Here is a 15,675-nt window from a genome sequence, read left to right as displayed (position 1 = left end):
TCTTGCGCTCCGGGTGCAGTTGACTTACTGGGTGGCCCAGGCGGCGAAGCGTTTTTCCAGCGCCTCGCCCTGGTCGGCCCAGAAGCTCACGCCGAACTGGATAGCTTCCTTGGCATTGCTGGCAGAGGTGGGCAGGTCGTCCAGCACCTTCTTGTCCAGCTTGGCGAGGGCGGTGGTGTTGGCCGGGCCGTAGGCGATGTTCTGCGCGTAGGCGGCCTGGTTGGCGGTCTGCATGGTGTAGGCGATGAACTTCACCGCCGCGTCCTTGTTCGGCGTGCCCTTGGGGATGGCCCAGTAGTCCAGGTCATAGATGCCGCCGGGCCAGTAGATCTTGAGGTTGCGGCCTTCGCGGTTGGCCGCGTCGATGCGGCCGTTGAACACGGTGGTCAGCACCACGTCGCCCGCCACGAGAAACTGCGGTGCCTGGGCACCGGCTTCCCACCATTGAATGTTGGGCTTGAGTTCGGTCAGCTTCTTGAAGGCGCGGTCGGCGCCGTCTTTGGTGGCCAGCACCTTGTACACGTCGGCGGGCTTCACGCCATCGGCCATCAGTGCGAATTCGAGGTTGTAGCGCGCGCCCTTGCGCATGCCACGCTTGCCGGGGATCTTCTTGGTGTCCCAGAAGTCGGCCCAGCTGGTGGGGGCAGTCTTGAGCTTGTCGCCGTTGTAGGCCATGACGGTGGACCACACGAAGATGCCCACGGCGCAGTCGGACACAGCAGCGGGCAGCAGGTCGGACTTGCTCACGATCTTGCTGTAATCAAGCTTTTCATACAGGCCTTCGTCGCAGCCGCGTGCAGCGTCTGGCGACTCCAGCTCCACCACGTCCCAGGTCACCTTCTTGGCCTCGACCATGGCTTTGACCTTGGCCTGCTCGCCGTTGTATTCCACGGCCACGATCTTGTTGCCCAGCTTTTCGTAGGGCTCATAGAACGCTTTCTTCTGCGCGTTGGCGTTGGCGCCACCAAAGTTCACGACGGTAAGTTGCTGCTGCGCAAAGCTGGGCAGTGCCAGGCAGGCGGCCAGGGATGCGCAGGCGATAAGGCTCTTTTTCATGGTGCAGTTTTTCCTTGGGGTTGTGGAGGAACAGGGAAAGGGAACTTGGGTACAGGGGAGCGGAAAAGAGGAATGGGGCGGTGTTCACACGGCATAGATGCGCGTGGAGGCCGGTGGGAACTCCAGCAGCACGGCATCGCCCGGCTGCGGCTGGATGCCCGTGCCGGTGGGGGTGAGGGCCAGTTTCACAACGGCTTGCTCCTGGCCGTGGCCCAGGTCGCACATCAGGCGTTGGTGGTCGCCGTAGTAAATGGTGCGCGCCACAGTCGCCGGAACGGCTGAGACCTTGGGGTACTGCGAGTGCGGGTGCAGCACCACGCGCTCGGGCCGCACGCAGGCTTGTACGGGGGCGCCCCGGGCGGCCTGGTTCACGTTGACGCCAGGCAGCAGGTGGCCGCCGGGCAACTGGATGGCCGCCTCGGTGCCTGCGCCTTGCAGGGTGCCCGTGAGCACCGTGCTGTCGCCCACAAAACCGGCCACAAAGCGGTTGGACGGAGCTTCATACAACGTCTCCACATCGGCCAGCTGCTGGATGATGCCTTCGTTGAACACAGCCACGCGGTCGCTCATGGTCAGGGCCTCGCCTTGGTCGTGGGTCACGTACACAAAGGTCACGCCGAGCTGGCGGTGCAGCTCTTTCAACTCAATCTGCATGTGTTCGCGCAGCTGCTTGTCCAGGGCACCCAGGGGTTCGTCCATCAGCACGAGCTGGGGGTTGAACACCAGGGCGCGCGCCAGCGCCACGCGCTGCTGCTGGCCGCCCGACAGGCGCGCAGGCAGGCGGTCTGCCATGCCCGTCAGGCGCACCATGTCCAGGGCCTTCTTCACACGGTCGGCCTGCTCGGCCTTGGGCACCTTGCGCACGGTGAGCGGGTAGGCCACGTTCTGCCCCACGGTGAGGTGCGGGAACAGCGCGTAGTTCTGGAACACCATGCCAAAGTTGCGCTTGTGGGGTGGTGTGCGCGTGATCTGCTTGCCATCGAGCAGGATGTCGCCCGCAGTGGGAGATTCAAAACCCGCCAGCATCATCAGCGTGGTGGTCTTGCCAGAGCCCGAGGGCCCGAGCAGGCTCAGAAACTCGCCGCGCTGGATGTCCAGGTCCAGCGCCCGCACCACCAGTTGTTCACCGTCGTACGTCTTTTGCACACCGCTGAAGCGGACCAGGGGTTCTGCTGAGGGGTTCATGGTCGGGGGCACCTTGTAAGCAGAATGAAGGTCGGGCCGCATATCAGCTCAGTGCGGCAAAACTGTCGGCCAGGATGGCCAGGCCCTCGTCGAGCAGCTCGTTGGAGGCGGTCAGCGGCACCAGGATGCGGATCACATTGCCATAGGTTCCGCAGGACAGCAAGATGAGGCCACGCTTGGCCGCTTCGGCAACGACTTTCTTGGTCAACGCGGCGTCGGGGCGGTGAACATCGCCGTCTTCGAACAGTTCGATCGCCACCATCGCCCCCAGGCCGCGCACATCGCCGATGGCGGGTACTTTGGCGGCCATTTCTTTCAGTGCCCTGACCAGCAGAGCGCCCATGTCCTGGCTGCGGGCCAGCAGGTTTTCTTTTTCAAAGGCTTCGATCACGGCCAGCGCTGCCGCACAGGCGACGGGGCTGCCTGCATAGGTGCCGCCCAGGCCACCGGCCGCAGGGGCGTCGATGACGTCGGCACGGCCCACCACCCCCGACAGTGGAAAACCGCCCGCCAGCGACTTGGCGGTGGTGATGAGGTCGGGTGCCACCGGCCATTGTTCGCAGGCAAACCAGGTGCCGGTGCGGCCTGCACCGGTCTGCACTTCGTCGGCGATCAGCAGGATGCCATGGCGGTCGGCCAGGGCCTTGAGGCCGGTGATGAATTCGGGTGGCGCCACGTAAAAGCCACCTTCGCCCTGCACGGGTTCAAGGATGAAGGCTGCCACACGCTCGGGCTCGATGTCGTTCTTGAAGATCAGCTCCACCGAGTGCAGCGCCTGCTCCACGCTGACGCCATGCAGCGCATTGGGGAACAGCGCGTGGTACACCTCGCCTGGAAACGGTCCAAAACCCGTCTTGTACGGCACTACCTTGCCCGTCAGGCCCAGTGTGAGGTTGGTACGGCCGTGGTAGCCACCCGTGAAAGCGATCACGCCAGCACGCTTGGTGTAGGCGCGGGCGATCTTGATGGCGTTCTCCACGGCCTCGGCACCAGTGGTCAGCAACAGGCTCTTCTTGGCAAATGCACCCGGCGCCAGGGTGTTCAGGCGCTCGCACACTTCCACGTAGGGCTCGTACGCCACCACCTGAAAGCAGGTGTGGGTGTACAGGTCCAGCTGGGCCTTCACGGCGGCGATCACGCCGGCGTGCAGGTGGCCGGTGTTGAGCACGGCGATGCCCCCGGCAAAGTCGATGAAGCGGCGGCCTTCCACATCCCACAGCTCGGCGTTGCGTGCTTTCTGGACGAAGATTTCATGGGCCTGACCGACGCCACGGGCCACGGCGGCATGGCGACGGGTGAGGAGGGCGGCGTTGGTGAAGTGGCGGTCTTGCTGCATGGCGGTGGACATGTGTGATGAACACGAAATGAAGGAATGGGTGAATTCTGAAAGTCACGCAACCTAGCGTCCATGTACACCGGCATGCTGTTTTGCGTGCACTGTGCAGGGCCTGGGTCCTGTACAGGCAATCCCTGATCTGGCGCGCGCCAAGTCGGTGCACAATGCGCCCCCGTTTGCGCGGCCGTAGTGCAATCCCCACGCGGATCAGTGGGCAAACCAAGGCGTTCAGAGGACAGAGGGTCTGGAGCCAGGATGCAGCGGCGGGCCGCTTGCCATCTTCCAAAATGGTGCATGAAGACAAAAAAGGCCTCGCAGCGTGCTGCGAGGCCCATGCTCACCGAGGCGCGAAGCTATCCTCTACCGGGCGCACACCCCGGTCGTTGCAGCCACTCCTGTCACCACGGTGTTGTTCGTGACCACGCTGTTCGGTGCAATCACGCGCACCGCGGTGCTGCTTGCGTGGGGTGTTGGAAAACACGCTACGTTGTTGCGCACCACGGCGTTTCCATCGGGGACATCACCGTTCTGGAATTCGGTGTGGCCCACGTTGATGGCTGTTTGAAACGTCGTCTGTGTGTTGATGACGACGTTGCCCTCGATCACGATGCCGGGTGCCGACTGCACGGCCATGCCGGTGTTGCCGGCATTGATGAGCTTGTTGTTGCGCACCACGAAGTTGCGGAACCACTCGGCCGAGTCGTACCCCTGCGTGATCGACATCTCCCAGCAGCCGTCCGTCGCAGCATCCTGCTCGATCCGGTTGCCTTCAATCAGCACACCGTCCATCTGGCCGTGGAAGGTCATGTTGCCCCCCTGGCAGACGCCGTTGACCACGGAGTTGCGGATGTAGCGGTTGTTGCGCAGGGTGACGTTGGTGCCACTCAGTCCGCTGCTGCCTGAGAGATAGGTGCCGTGGTTGAAGCCGCTGCCGCTGAAGTTGTTGGCCTCGATCAGGTTGCCCTCGATCACGCTGTTCCGGAACTGGCCCAGGATGCCCATGCTGGCGTTGTGATGGATGTGGTTGTTGCGGATCAATACGTTGTTCACGCCATGGGGCGCGCGCGCCTGCGAGTGGATGGCGATCTGGAAGCCGGATATCTCCACGTTCTCGATCACGACGTCGCGGACATTGCCGTTCAGCCAGAAGCCCCAGGCCGAGTTGTTGGATCCGTGGATTCGGAGATTGCGGAATACATACCCGCCATCGTTCGATGTGTTGCTGTATCGCCCTCCCAGCTCGAAAGGGGCAATCCCGTTATTGCTGGTGGTCAGCAATGGCGCAGGCCCTGCGCCATATGCATCGAACGTGAGGGGGGCATCTGCGCGGACATTCATGTTCTCGAACGTGGTGATGCCCACCACCCACGCACCACCGCGTGCGAAGCGCAATGCCGCGCCAGCAGGCAGGGTGTTGACGTTAATTCCTGTGAGGTTTTGCTTGGGGGCGGCCTGGGTGCCGGGGTTGGAATTGCTTCCCGGCACGCAACCGGTGGCCGCGCCTGCCTGGCAGTCCGAGAAGTAATACGTTACGGAGCCACCGGGAGCTGGTGCGGGCGGAGGAGCTGGTGGAGCCGGCGGTGCCGGGGGCGTTGGCGGAGGAGCCGGTGGTGCTGGTGTTGGGACGGGGCTGCTGGCGTAGCACGCCTTTTTCACGCCATTCAGGGGGTCGCCAAAAGTGGCGTTGTTGCACATCACGTTGTTGGTGAATGGGCGCGCGGCAGTCCAGGTTGTTCCAGCCCCATAGACCACCTTGGCGGTGCCGCTGAAGCTGCATTGCTGCCCCTCGACGGCGCACAGGGTGTAGCCCGATGGAGGCGCGCCCAGCACCGGCGCAGGAGCTGGCGGTGACGCTGGGGCACTGGCATAACAAGCCTTTTGCACGCCCCACAAAGGGTCGCCAAATGTGGCGTTGCTGCAGTTCGCACCGTTGGTGAAGCTGCGGGGGCTGGTCCAGGTGGTGCCCGCTCCATAAACCACATTGGCCGTGCCGCTGAAGCTGCATTTCTGCCCCTCGATGGCGCAGGGCTTGTAGCCTGCCGGTGGGGTGTGGGCGGTTTCTGCCAGTGCATGGCCCGTGGCTCCGCCCAGGCAAAGTCCCAAGGCCAGGGCCCAGGGCTTGGGCTGAAAAATCCGTGAAGAAGTTCGGTCAGGCGTCCGTGTCAGCATGGGTGTCCCTCAGTGTGTTGGGTGTTGGTTTTCAAACCCGGTTCAGCGTGATCGGTGCCAGGCGGGTTGGGGGGCAAGCCTATCGCTGGGGAACGTGTGCGTGCATATCCAGAAGGCCGAAAAAGGACAGACGGTGGGCGCAATCCGATGGCCGTTATTGGTGACAAAAGGCTGAATACCGCCCGTCGGTCTTGCGCTACCGTTCACATCGGACAGGCCTTTTCGCCGGCAGGACTACCCGGGCTGAAGGCGCCTGCAGACTGGTCCCAAGGGTTGAAAACATCGCGCTGAAACTGCGCAATGTGCCGCTTGCCACCGGCCCGAAAAATCGCGTGGCGGCCTCCGGGATGGGCATGCGAGGCTGGCGGACAATAGAGGCAGGTTGGAGGGGATCTGATGGGGGCTCTGCCCGCGGTCCCTCCAGGCACTCGGCACCACGGAAGGATGCGCGCTGTGCAGGTGCCCGGTCCTGTACACGCAATCCCTGAGCTGGGATCTGCGGGGCCGGTGCACAATTTGGCCCCTTTTCTTGCTCTTTTGATGCTCACTCTCAGCCCGGATCTTCAGACACCGCTGGTCAGCCAGATCGTTGATGGCCTGCGCGGCCTCATCGCTGGGCAGGTGCTAAAACCTGGCGCCAAGCTTCCCTCCATCCGAGCTTTTGCGGCCGCCCACGGCGTGAGCGTGTTCACGGTGGTTGAGGCCTACGACCGCCTGGTGGCACAGGGCTGGCTGGTGTCGCGCGCCAACGCAGGCTTTTTCGTGAAGCGGCGGGGCGATGAAGGGGCCGCGCCCGGCGCTGGTGCGCCCGAGCGGCCGGTGCCCCGTTTTGATGCGCGCTGGTACCTCAAGCAGATTTTCGAGAACCGCAACCTGCCGATGAAACCAGGGTGCGGCTGGCTGCCGCACGACTGGCTGTTTGGCGATGCCGTCAAACGCAGCATGCGCCAGCTGTCGTCCGATGGCCCGGAGCTGGACGGCTATGGTCTGCCGCACGGCCACATGGCGTTGCGCATGGTGGTGGCCGAGTCATTGGCCGAACACCACCTGGCCGTGGACGCCGACCAGGTGCTGCTGACCCAGGGCTCCAGCCAGGCGCTGGACCTGGTGGCGCGCCGCCTCGTCAAGCCCGGCGATGTCGTGCTGGTGGATGACCCGGGTTACCCCAACCTGTTGTTCATGCTGCGCTTTGCGGGGGGCCATCCTGTGGGCGTGCCACGCACGGCCACAGGCTACGACCTGGTGGCGCTGGAGGCCCTGCTGGCCGAGCACAAGCCCACGGTGTTCTTCACCCAGCCACGCCTGCAAAGCCCCACCTGCTCGGTGGCGTCGGTGGCGCACCTGCACCGGCTGCTTCAGCTGGCCGAGCAGCACAACTTCATGCTGGTGGAGAACGACATCTACGCCGACATGGACACCGGCGTGCGCCCATCGCTGGCCAGCCTGGACCAGCTCAACCGCGTGATTTACCTGGGCAGTTTCTCCAAGACGATATCGCCCAACCTGCGCACCGGCTTTCTGGCGGCGCGGCGCGATCTGCTCGATGAGCTGGTGCAGCTCAAGATGATCTCGGGTCTGACCTCGTCAGAGATCACCGAGCGCATCACCTTTGGCGTGGTGACCGATGGGCGCTGGCGCAAGCACCTCAAGTCGCTGCGCGAACGCCTGGCCGAGGCGCACCGCACGGTGGGGCGGCGCTTGCTGAACCTGGGGTTCGAGCTGTTCCACGAGCCCGAGGCGGGTATGTACCTGTGGGCCCGGCACCCCGACCTGCCCGACAGTGCCGAGCTGTCGAAAGAGGCTACGGGTGCGGGGATCATGCTCGGCCCCGGTCAGCTGTTCCTGGTGGAGCCGCGCCCCACAGGCTGGCTGCGGTTTAACGTGGCGTTCAGCCAGGACGAGCGCATATGGCGCTTTCTGGAGCAGCGCATCGTGCTGGGCCAGCAGGTGGCGGAATAGGCTGGCTGCCTCCGTTGGAGCAGCAGTTTGCAAGTTATTTTGGCCGCTAGCGCTTATTGGTAAAGCGCTGAAAGCTATAAAAATGATAGCTCAACCCGCTGAAGCCCGAATTGCCCCTGCAGCTGCCGTTGTGGCGGCGCCTGTTACTACCGGTCAATGATGCGCCGCGCAAACCGCTCCAGGTATTCCATCAGCTGCTCCGCGCCCGCCATGGCCTGGGCTTCGTCACCACTGGCGATGCCCTGGGCCAGTTGCATGTGCGCGCGGGCGCCTTCCGACACCTCACCTTCGTGCTGGTAGGCGTACCAGAAGCGGCGGCACTGCACGATGAGCGGTTGCACGCATTTGACGGCGGAATGGTTCTGGCTGGCCTGGTGGGTGACGAGGTCCAGCTCATGGTCGGCCAGCATGTAGCCGTCGAGGTGGCCGCGCGCCGCGGCCTGCACCATGTTTTCAGCACAACGCACGATGGCCTGGCGCTGCGGCGCGGTGGCGCGGCGTGCGGCGTTGGAGGCCAACAATCGCTCCAGCACGCGGCGGGTCTGGATCACGTCCAGGTGATCGGCCAGGTCGATGTGCGACACCAGCAGCCCGCGCCGGGGCTGCTGCACGATGAGCCCGATCGACACCATGCGCAGCAGCGCCTCGCGCACCGGTGTGCGCCCCAGGCCCGTGCTCTCGGCGATTTCGGCCTCTACCACGGGGCTGCCGGGCTGCAGCTGCAGCGTGGAGATCATGGTCTCGATGGCGTCGTAGGCCACGTCCGCCGCGCGCCGCTTGGGCGCGGGGTCTTGCAGGGGGGAAGGGCGGCGGAGTGTCATGGCGGGGTTGTTTGATGGTCAGGGCAGGGGCTTGCGCACGGCATCTTAAGGCCCCCGGCCCCTCGTTCTTCTATGCCCCGCACCCGGCGAAACTGGCGCGGCATACGCCAGTGCACCCGTGGAACCGGCTTGGCAGGGCCACCGGGTGCGTCCCCCTCCCGCGCAGCGAGAGAGGGGGCAGGCGCCAAAGGCGACTCAGGGGGAGTCACGCCAATCCGGCGCCCGCCTTGCGCAGCTCGGCAATCTGCGGCGCCTTGGGCAGCCACAGCTTGTCGAACTCCTGGATGATGCCGTCGGGGTTGAAGGACGACGCCGTCTTGAAGGCGATGGACGTGCCCTTGAACTTCTCGATGAGGCCCGCCTCGGTGGTCACGATGTCGTTGATCTGCGCGTCGAGCGACTGGGCCACCAGCTTGCGGATGATCTCTTTGTCCTTGGCATCCAGCCCTTGCCAGATGCGGCCCGACACCAGTGGCGCAAACGGCATGAAGAGGGCGTTCATCTGCAGCAGCGTCTTGGCGACCTTGTCGAAACGCTGGTTCCAGGAGAACTCGATGTCCGCCTCCAGCCCATCGACCTGGCCGTTGCTCATCGCGTCAAACACCTGGGGCGTGGGGATGGGTGTGGGGGCAGCGCCCAGCATTTGATAGAAATCGCGGTACACGGGCGTGGGGTTGATGCGCAGCTTCATGCCCTTGATGTCGGTGGGCACGGCGATGTCCTTGGTGGAGAACACGGCGCGCATGCCGGTGATGCCCCAGCCCAGGCCAATGGTGCCAGTCTCGCGCGGCAACGCCTCCAGCAGCTTGGTGGCAGAAGGGTGCTTGACCAGTTTGGCCACGGCGGGGGTGGAGCGCACCAGATACGGCGCATTGATGGCCGCGATGCTGGCCACGCGCGAGCCCAGCTCTGCCGCCTGGATCCAGCCCATGTCGAGCGCGCCCGACTGCAGCTGCTGCATCATGGCGGCCTCGTTGCCCAGCTGGCCTGAGTGGAAGACCGTGACACTCAGGCGGCCATCGGTTTCCTTCTTCAAGGCTTCGCCAAACTGCAGCGCGGCACGGTTCCACGAGTGGCCGGCGGGTGTGATCAGGCCCAGGCGGAACTCCTTGGCATCGGCTGCGCGCACCAGCGCCGGGAAGCCCAGCCCCGTGACGGTGGCGGCGGCCACGGCGTGGCGCTGGATGAAATGGCGGCGGGTGACAGTGTGGGCGGGCGTGGTCGTCATGGTGATCTCCGGGTAGAAGGACGGTGGGAGGGTTGGGGGCAGCGGGAGGGGAACGGGGTATGTGGCGCCGCAAAGGCGGGTTACTTGAGCAAGCCGAGCGACAGGCTGGGGAACAACGACAGCACCACCAGCGCCACGCAGCTGATGATGAAAAACGGCAGCGTGACGATGAACATTTTTCCGGGCTTGGCCCCGGTCACGGCGGACGCGACAAAGAAGCTCAGGCCCACCGGCGGCGTCATAAGGCCCAGCACCAGATTGACCACCACCACCACGCCAAAGTGGCGCGGGTCGATGTGGTAGACCTCGGTGGCAATCGGCAGCAGGATGGGCACGGTCATGATGAGCCCGGGAATGCCGTCGATGACGGTGCCGATGACCAGCAGAATCACGTTGACCAGCAGCAAGAAGGTGACCGGGTCGTGCGCCACGGTCTGCACCCAGGCCGCCACCATCTGCGGCACCTTGCCGTAGATCAGCAGCCACGAAAACACGGCAGCCGCCGCCACCAGGAACAGCACGATGGCCGAATAGATGGCCGAGCGCAGCAGGATGGCCGGCATGACGCTGAACCGGAACTCCTTGGTGACATAGCGGCCCACCAGCGCCGAGACCAGCGCGCCCACGGCGGCTGATTCGGTTGGGTTGGCCAGGCCGCTCAGGATGGAGCCCACGATGATGATGGGGATCAAGAGCGTGGGGCTGGCCTGCATCACGGTGCGCGCGCGCTGGGCCAGGGTGCGCTTTTCGCTGCGCGGGTAGTCGTAGATGAAACCCATCAGGGCGATCACGATGAAGAACAGCAGCGTGAGCAGCACGCCGGGCAGGATGCCGGCAATCAGCATGTCGCCCACGGCCACCTGGGCGAGCACGCTGAACACCACAAACATCACCGACGGCGGGATGATGGGCCCGAGCATGCCGCCGTACACCGTGAGGCCCGCAGCAAAGGTCTTGTCGTAGCCCTGCTTGACCATCTCGGGCACCATGACCTGCGACATGATGGCCACCTGCGCGGTGGCCGAGCCAATGATGGAAGACACCAGCATGTTGGCCAGGATGTTGACGTAGGCGAGGCCCCCCTTGACCGAGCCGATGAAGGCCATCGACAGGTCCACCAGCCTGCGCGTGATGCCGCCGCTGTTCATGATCTCGCCGATCAGGATGAACAGCGGAATGGCGATGAGGCCGTAGCTGTCCACCCCGCCAAACATCTGCATGGGGAACGACTGGAACAGCACCGGGCTGCCGATGCTGAGGATGTACACCGCACCCGACAGGCACAGGCACACCCCAATGGGCACACCCACCAACAAGGCGGCGAGGAAGAACAGGGTGGTGATCATGGTGGGGCTCCGGGCGGGTGGTGCGGGTGTGGCGGAGGGTCAGTTCACGGCGTCGGCGTTGACCACGTCAAAGCCTGCGTGCTTCACGCGCTCCGCAGCACCCAGGTCTTCGAGCAGGTTGGCCAGCGCATGCACGCTGAAGGTGGCCGAGAAGACCGGCAGGATCAGCTGCAGCACCCAGGTGGGCCAGTTCAGCGTCTGGGTGCGCTCGGTGTAGATGAAGTTGAAGCTGTCGGCCGCAAACTCCTTGGCGTCAAATCCGTAGCGCGCAATGCCGATGGGGTCCATCCACACCCAGCACATCACCAGCATGGCCAGGCCAAACAGCAGCACCCCAGATGTAGCGACCACCTTGGCCACCTTGGCACCCCGGGGGCCCATCTGGTCGGTGAGCATGCCCACGGCAAAGTCCATGCGCAGCCGCGTCATGACCGAGGCGCCCACAAATGTCAGCCAGACCACGGTGTACACCGCCGCCTCGTCAATCCAATAGATTGGCATGCCGGAGTAGCGTGTGACCACGTTGAGCAGGATCAGCAGCACCAGCAAGGTCATCAGTGCGGTAAGCAGGTGCCGCTCGACGCGCAACACCTGCGTGGACAACGCCAGCACCCAGCGGACGGGGGCGGGCGGCGATGGAGCTTGCGGGGCTGGTGGACTGGTGAGCGTGGGCATGGTGTGGTTCCGGGGGGAGGGCTTGCCGATGAAAGAAGCAACCGCGGGTTGTTTAATATCTAACAAATATATTTAAAAGCAAAATAGATGCCTGCGGGGTGCGGGTAAGCCCTGAAAAGGATGGCGTGGGAAAACTGGCGGTGCGCCCGTCAGCCCGAGGGCGTGACGGGCTCGCTGGTGGGCGCGGGTGTGCACGCGGCCAGCGTGCCAATGCGCGCGGGTGCCAGCAGATGCCGTGGGGGCGCGGGCGTCCAGCCAAACAGGTGCTGCGTGGCCGCGCCGCAGATGCGGCCCTGGCAGGCGCCCATGCCGCAGCGGGTGTGGAGCTTGGCATCGATCCAGCCGTCGCGATCGGCCAGTGCAGCGTAGGGCACGTCTTCGCAGCGGCACACCAGGGTGCCGGGCTGCGCCAGGGTTTTGAGTGCTTCGTTCAGTGGAAAAGAAGCCTGCAACGCCTGCGCAAATCCCTCCCAGCGTGCCAGCTGCGGGCGCAGCGCCTGGGCCTGTTGCACCTGTCCCGCCGCCACATGCCCTGCGATAGCGCCCTGAACCAGTGCACGTTCGCTGCCGCCAAAGCCAGTGGCTTCACCCGCGGCGAACACTCCGGGCACGCTCGTGCGCATCTGTGCATCGACAGCCAAGCCCTGGCCACCGCTCAGCGGCCCGCCCAGGGCGCAGCCCAGCATCTGCCCCAGGTGGGTGTTGGGAACGAGCCCGAACCCGCAGGCCACGCGGTCGCAGGCCATGGTTTCTTCGGCGTGTTGGCCTTTGCGCAACCTCACTGTTTGCACCTGCTTGGTGCCTTGGACTTCCAGCACATGGCTGCTGGCGCGCAACTGCGAGTGAAGCAGCGTGAGGGCTTGCAACGCCTTGGCCGGCCAGCGCGGCAGTTGCGCTGCAAAGCCAGCGAGCGCGCTCCACGGCGCCTGCTCGGCCACGCGCACCACGGTGGCACCCGCTTTGTTGGCGGTGGCGGCAGCGGCCAGCAGCAGAGGGCCTGTGCCTGCAATGACGATGCGCTGGCCGCGCACGTCGAGCCCTGCCTTGATGAGGGCCTGCAAAGCGCCCGCGCCTGTCACACCGGGCAGTGTCCACCCTGGGAAAGGCAGCAGCAGCTCGCGCGCCCCGGTGCACAGCACGATGCGGTGGCTGTGCTGCGTCCAGCCCCGGTCAGCGTCTTCCAGCAGCAGGGCAGGGGCCTTGCCGCCGGGTTGGATGGGTTGGGTGCCCCCCAGGCCCATCACACGGGTGCCGGGCAGCAGGCGGATGTTGGTATGCCGGGCCAGGGCCGCGCGGTGCTGCTGCGCCAGGGCGGGCAAGGCCACCTGGGGGCCAGCGCGCCAGATCTGCCCACCGGGTTGCGGGTTGTCATCCACGATGGTGATCGATGCACCGCTGGGCGCAGCAGCCACGGCTGCGGCCAAACCGGCAGGGCCTGCGCCGATGATGAGGATGTCGCAGCGCTCGTGCGCCGAGTGTTGCTCGGTCATGGCGTTGCGCTCCCAGGGGCTGTACCGACATCGGTGTGAATTTGCATGCCCTCGACGCAGACCGTCTGGCACGCCAGACGGGTGCGGCCATGGATGCGGACCCGGCATTCGTGGCACACGCCCATGCCACACAGCGGCGCCCGCGCCTCGCCGGTGACCGAGGTGCGGGTGGTGCCCGGTGTTTGCTGCGCCAGCGCGGCGGCGACGCTGGTCCCTGGGGGCACCTGCAGGGGGGTGCCATTCACCACGATGTGCACCAGGGCGGGTGTTCTGGATGGGGTCATGGTGTGCCCAGGCCTGCAAAGCGTGCAGGTGCATAGGGCGTGGGGTCGATCGCCGGGGTGCCCCCTGCGATCTGGGCCGCCAGCAACTGCGCGGTGGCCGGGGCGGTGGTCACCCCCAGTCCTTCATGTCCCACGGCCAGCCACAGGTGCGGGTGTTCGGGGTGCGCGCCAATCAGGGGCAGGCTGTCGGGCGTGGCGGCGCGAAAGCCGGTCCAGGTGCGAATGGCGTTGAGGTCGGCCAGGCCGGGCAGGTAGTCGAGCGCACGCTGCAGCATGCGCGCCATCACAGCGTTGTTGACAGCGGGGTCGGTGGTGTCGAACTCGCGCGACGAGCCGATCAGCAGCTGCCCCGTGGGCCGGGGCTGCACGTTGAAGGCCACCGAGGTGCCATCGCTGTGGTGGGCGCTGGTGATGTAGCCCAGCTCCACCAGTTGGTGGTGGACGGTGCCCGGGTAGCGGTCGGTGATGACAAGGTGGCCCTTCTTGGGGCGCAGCGGCAGGCCGGGGCACAGCCGTGGGGCGTGGATGCCACTGGCCACCACGATGGCGCCTGCGCTGCGTTGGCTGCCATCGCGCAGAGTGACCGTGTGGCCGTCGATCTGCAGGGCTTCAGCTTGCTCCAACACAAGGCGCCCGTGGGCTGCGGCCTGGTCCAGCAGCCACTGGGCTGCGCGCGGGGCATAGACCGCGCTGTCGCCCTGCACCTTGAGCGCGGCCGCCAAACCGGGGCGCAGTGCGGGTTCTGCGCGGGCCAGGGCGGCGGCGTCGAGCATCTCGCAGGCGATGCCATGCGCTTGCAAGGTGGTGCGTTTGTCATGCGCAGCCTGCAGTTCGGCATCGTTGGCAGCGAGCCAGAGCGTGCCGCAAGGGGTGAACGCGCAGCCCGCGTCCATGTGGGGCGCCCAGGCGTGCCAGAGGTCCAGCGATGTCTGGCTCAGCGCCAGTTCGGCAGGGTTGTCATCCATCACCACCAGATGGCCCATGCCCGCCGCCGTGGCACCGCCGAGGCGCGCATCGATGACACGTACCGACAGCCCTGCCAACACCAGCTCATGGGCGCAGGCGGCACCCACGATGCCAGCGCCAATGACGAGAACGTCGGTGTGTTGCATGGCGAGCGTGTGTTTCGGAGCGAGCTGCGGATTACAGCCGGATTCCCCAGCCAAAGGGGTCGCTGTCTTCGATGAGCAGTGTGGCATCGGCGCTCATGTGCGCGCGGCCCCGCAAGGTGGGAATGACCTTGCCATCGTCCTGCAGCGTGTAGCTGGCCTCGAACTGGCTGCCGATGATGCTGGCTTGGCGCCAGAGTGCGCCCGGTGCCAGCTTGCCATCGGCCGCCAGGCAGGCTACCTTGGCGCTGGTGCCCGTGCCACAGGGCGAGCGGTCATAGGCCTTGCCGGGACACAGCACATAGTTGCGACTATCGGCGGGGTCATCGGCCTGGTCGTCGTCGGCAAACAGCTCGATGTGGTCAATCTCGCCGCCGTTGTCGCCCCGAATGCCCTGGTCTTTGAGGGCCTGCTGCACGGCGCAGCTGTAGTTCATCAACGCCTCCAGGTTGTCACTGGCTACACGCTGGCCGTGGTCTGAGATCAGGAAGAACCAGTTGCCGCCCCAGGCCACATCACCCACCACGCGGCCGTAGCCGGGCACCTCGATGGCCAATGCGTGGTGCAGCCGGTAGGCGGGCACGTTGCGCACGCTGACCGATCCATCGGCGTGCAGGGTGGTGGTGACGGTGCCCACGGGTGTCTCGATGCGGTGCTCACCGGGCGTGATGCGGCCCAGGTAGGCGAGCGATGCAATCAGCCCGATGGTGCCGTGGCCACACATGCCCAGGTAGCCGCTGTTGTTGAAGAAGATCACACCCGCCGCGTTGGCCGGGTCTTGTGGCGCACACAGAAGGGCCCCCACCACCACGTCGCTGCCACGCGGCTCCAGCACGGTGGCGGCCCGCCAGGCATCGTGGCGCTCGGCCAGCAGCGTGCGCCGCTCGGCCATGGTGCCGGTGCCCAGGTCCGGAAAACCATCGATGACAAGCCGGGTCGGCTCGCCGCCGGTGTGGGAGTCGATCACGTGGATGCGTTGCATAGTGCTCTGGTGGTGGTGGAGTAGGGCGCTCAGTG

At 65.5% G+C, this 15,675-nt stretch carries 13 protein-coding genes; 1 reads left to right on the top strand and 12 read right to left on the bottom strand.

Translation table 11 applies throughout. From position 1 onward, the window contains the following. Positions 1–24 precede the first annotated feature (24 nt). From ASE39_RS15625 to ASE39_RS15610, 4 genes are all read right to left on the bottom strand, one after another. The gene (locus ASE39_RS15625; protein ID WP_010458579.1) at positions 25–1,056 is read right to left on the bottom strand and encodes an ABC transporter substrate-binding protein; all 1,032 of its coding nucleotides are present in this window, start codon (positions 1,054–1,056) and stop codon (positions 25–27) included. An 84-nt stretch (positions 1,057–1,140) separates the two neighbouring features. Next, on the bottom strand, positions 1,141–2,241 hold the full coding sequence (locus ASE39_RS15620) for an ABC transporter ATP-binding protein (RefSeq protein WP_057271742.1): 1,101 nt from the start codon (positions 2,239–2,241) through the stop codon (positions 1,141–1,143). A 43-nt stretch (positions 2,242–2,284) separates the two neighbouring features. After that, positions 2,285–3,577: a 4-aminobutyrate--2-oxoglutarate transaminase gene (gene gabT, locus ASE39_RS15615; protein ID WP_057271854.1), complete on the bottom strand. Its 1,293-nt coding sequence runs from the start codon at positions 3,575–3,577 to the stop codon at positions 2,285–2,287. 360 nt (positions 3,578–3,937) lie between these two features. Continuing rightward, on the bottom strand, positions 3,938–5,746 hold the full coding sequence (locus ASE39_RS15610) for a right-handed parallel beta-helix repeat-containing protein (RefSeq protein ID WP_140426800.1): 1,809 nt from the start codon (positions 5,744–5,746) through the stop codon (positions 3,938–3,940). Between the two features lie 540 nt (positions 5,747–6,286). On the opposite strand from ASE39_RS15610, the gene ASE39_RS15605 reads away from it, so the two are divergent. Further along, entirely contained in the window at positions 6,287–7,705 is a 1,419-nt protein-coding gene (locus tag ASE39_RS15605) for a PLP-dependent aminotransferase family protein (protein ID WP_010458571.1), read from the top strand. A 146-nt stretch (positions 7,706–7,851) separates the two neighbouring features. Here the strand turns inward: ASE39_RS15605 and ASE39_RS15600 are convergent, their stop codons facing one another. The 8 genes from ASE39_RS15600 to ASE39_RS15565 all read right to left on the bottom strand — a co-directional run bounded on the left by ASE39_RS15600 (position 7,852) and on the right by ASE39_RS15565 (position 15,640). Further along, positions 7,852–8,526 carry a GntR family transcriptional regulator gene (locus ASE39_RS15600; protein WP_010458570.1) on the bottom strand — a complete coding sequence of 225 codons (675 nt, stop codon included), beginning with the start codon at positions 8,524–8,526 and terminating at the stop codon, positions 7,852–7,854. A 205-nt stretch (positions 8,527–8,731) separates the two neighbouring features. Beyond that, positions 8,732–9,754: a TRAP transporter substrate-binding protein gene (locus ASE39_RS15595; protein ID WP_010458568.1), complete on the bottom strand. Its 1,023-nt coding sequence runs from the start codon at positions 9,752–9,754 to the stop codon at positions 8,732–8,734. 80 nt (positions 9,755–9,834) lie between these two features. Beyond that, entirely contained in the window at positions 9,835–11,100 is a 1,266-nt protein-coding gene (locus ASE39_RS15590; RefSeq protein ID WP_057271740.1) for a TRAP transporter large permease, read from the bottom strand. Positions 11,101–11,139: 39 nt separating this feature from the next. Next, positions 11,140–11,775, bottom strand: coding sequence for a TRAP transporter small permease (locus tag ASE39_RS15585; RefSeq protein ID WP_057271739.1), 636 nt, complete (start codon positions 11,773–11,775; stop codon positions 11,140–11,142). A gap of 149 nt (positions 11,776–11,924) precedes the next feature. Then, positions 11,925–13,265: an FAD/NAD(P)-binding oxidoreductase gene (locus ASE39_RS15580; protein WP_057271738.1), complete on the bottom strand. Its 1,341-nt coding sequence runs from the start codon at positions 13,263–13,265 to the stop codon at positions 11,925–11,927. Next, positions 13,262–13,522, bottom strand: a complete 261-nt coding sequence (locus ASE39_RS15575) for a (2Fe-2S)-binding protein (RefSeq protein ID WP_199864292.1) — start codon at positions 13,520–13,522, stop codon at positions 13,262–13,264. The genes ASE39_RS15580 and ASE39_RS15575 overlap by 4 nt, the downstream gene beginning before the upstream one ends. Positions 13,523–13,545: 23 nt before the next feature. Beyond that, the gene (locus ASE39_RS15570) at positions 13,546–14,661 is read right to left on the bottom strand and encodes an FAD-dependent oxidoreductase (RefSeq protein WP_010458559.1); all 1,116 of its coding nucleotides are present in this window, start codon (positions 14,659–14,661) and stop codon (positions 13,546–13,548) included. Positions 14,662–14,692: 31 nt separating this feature from the next. Further along, a complete protein-coding gene (locus ASE39_RS15565; protein WP_057271737.1) occupies positions 14,693–15,640 on the bottom strand; it encodes a 4-hydroxyproline epimerase in 948 nt (315 codons plus the stop codon). Between the last annotated feature and the right edge of the window lie 35 nt (positions 15,641–15,675).

It is taken from the genome of Acidovorax sp. Root267 (assembly GCF_001429215.1).
GTDB classification, from domain to species: domain Bacteria; phylum Pseudomonadota; class Gammaproteobacteria; order Burkholderiales; family Burkholderiaceae_C; genus Acidovorax; species Acidovorax radicis.
This window is presented reverse-complemented; position numbering and strand designations above follow the sequence as displayed.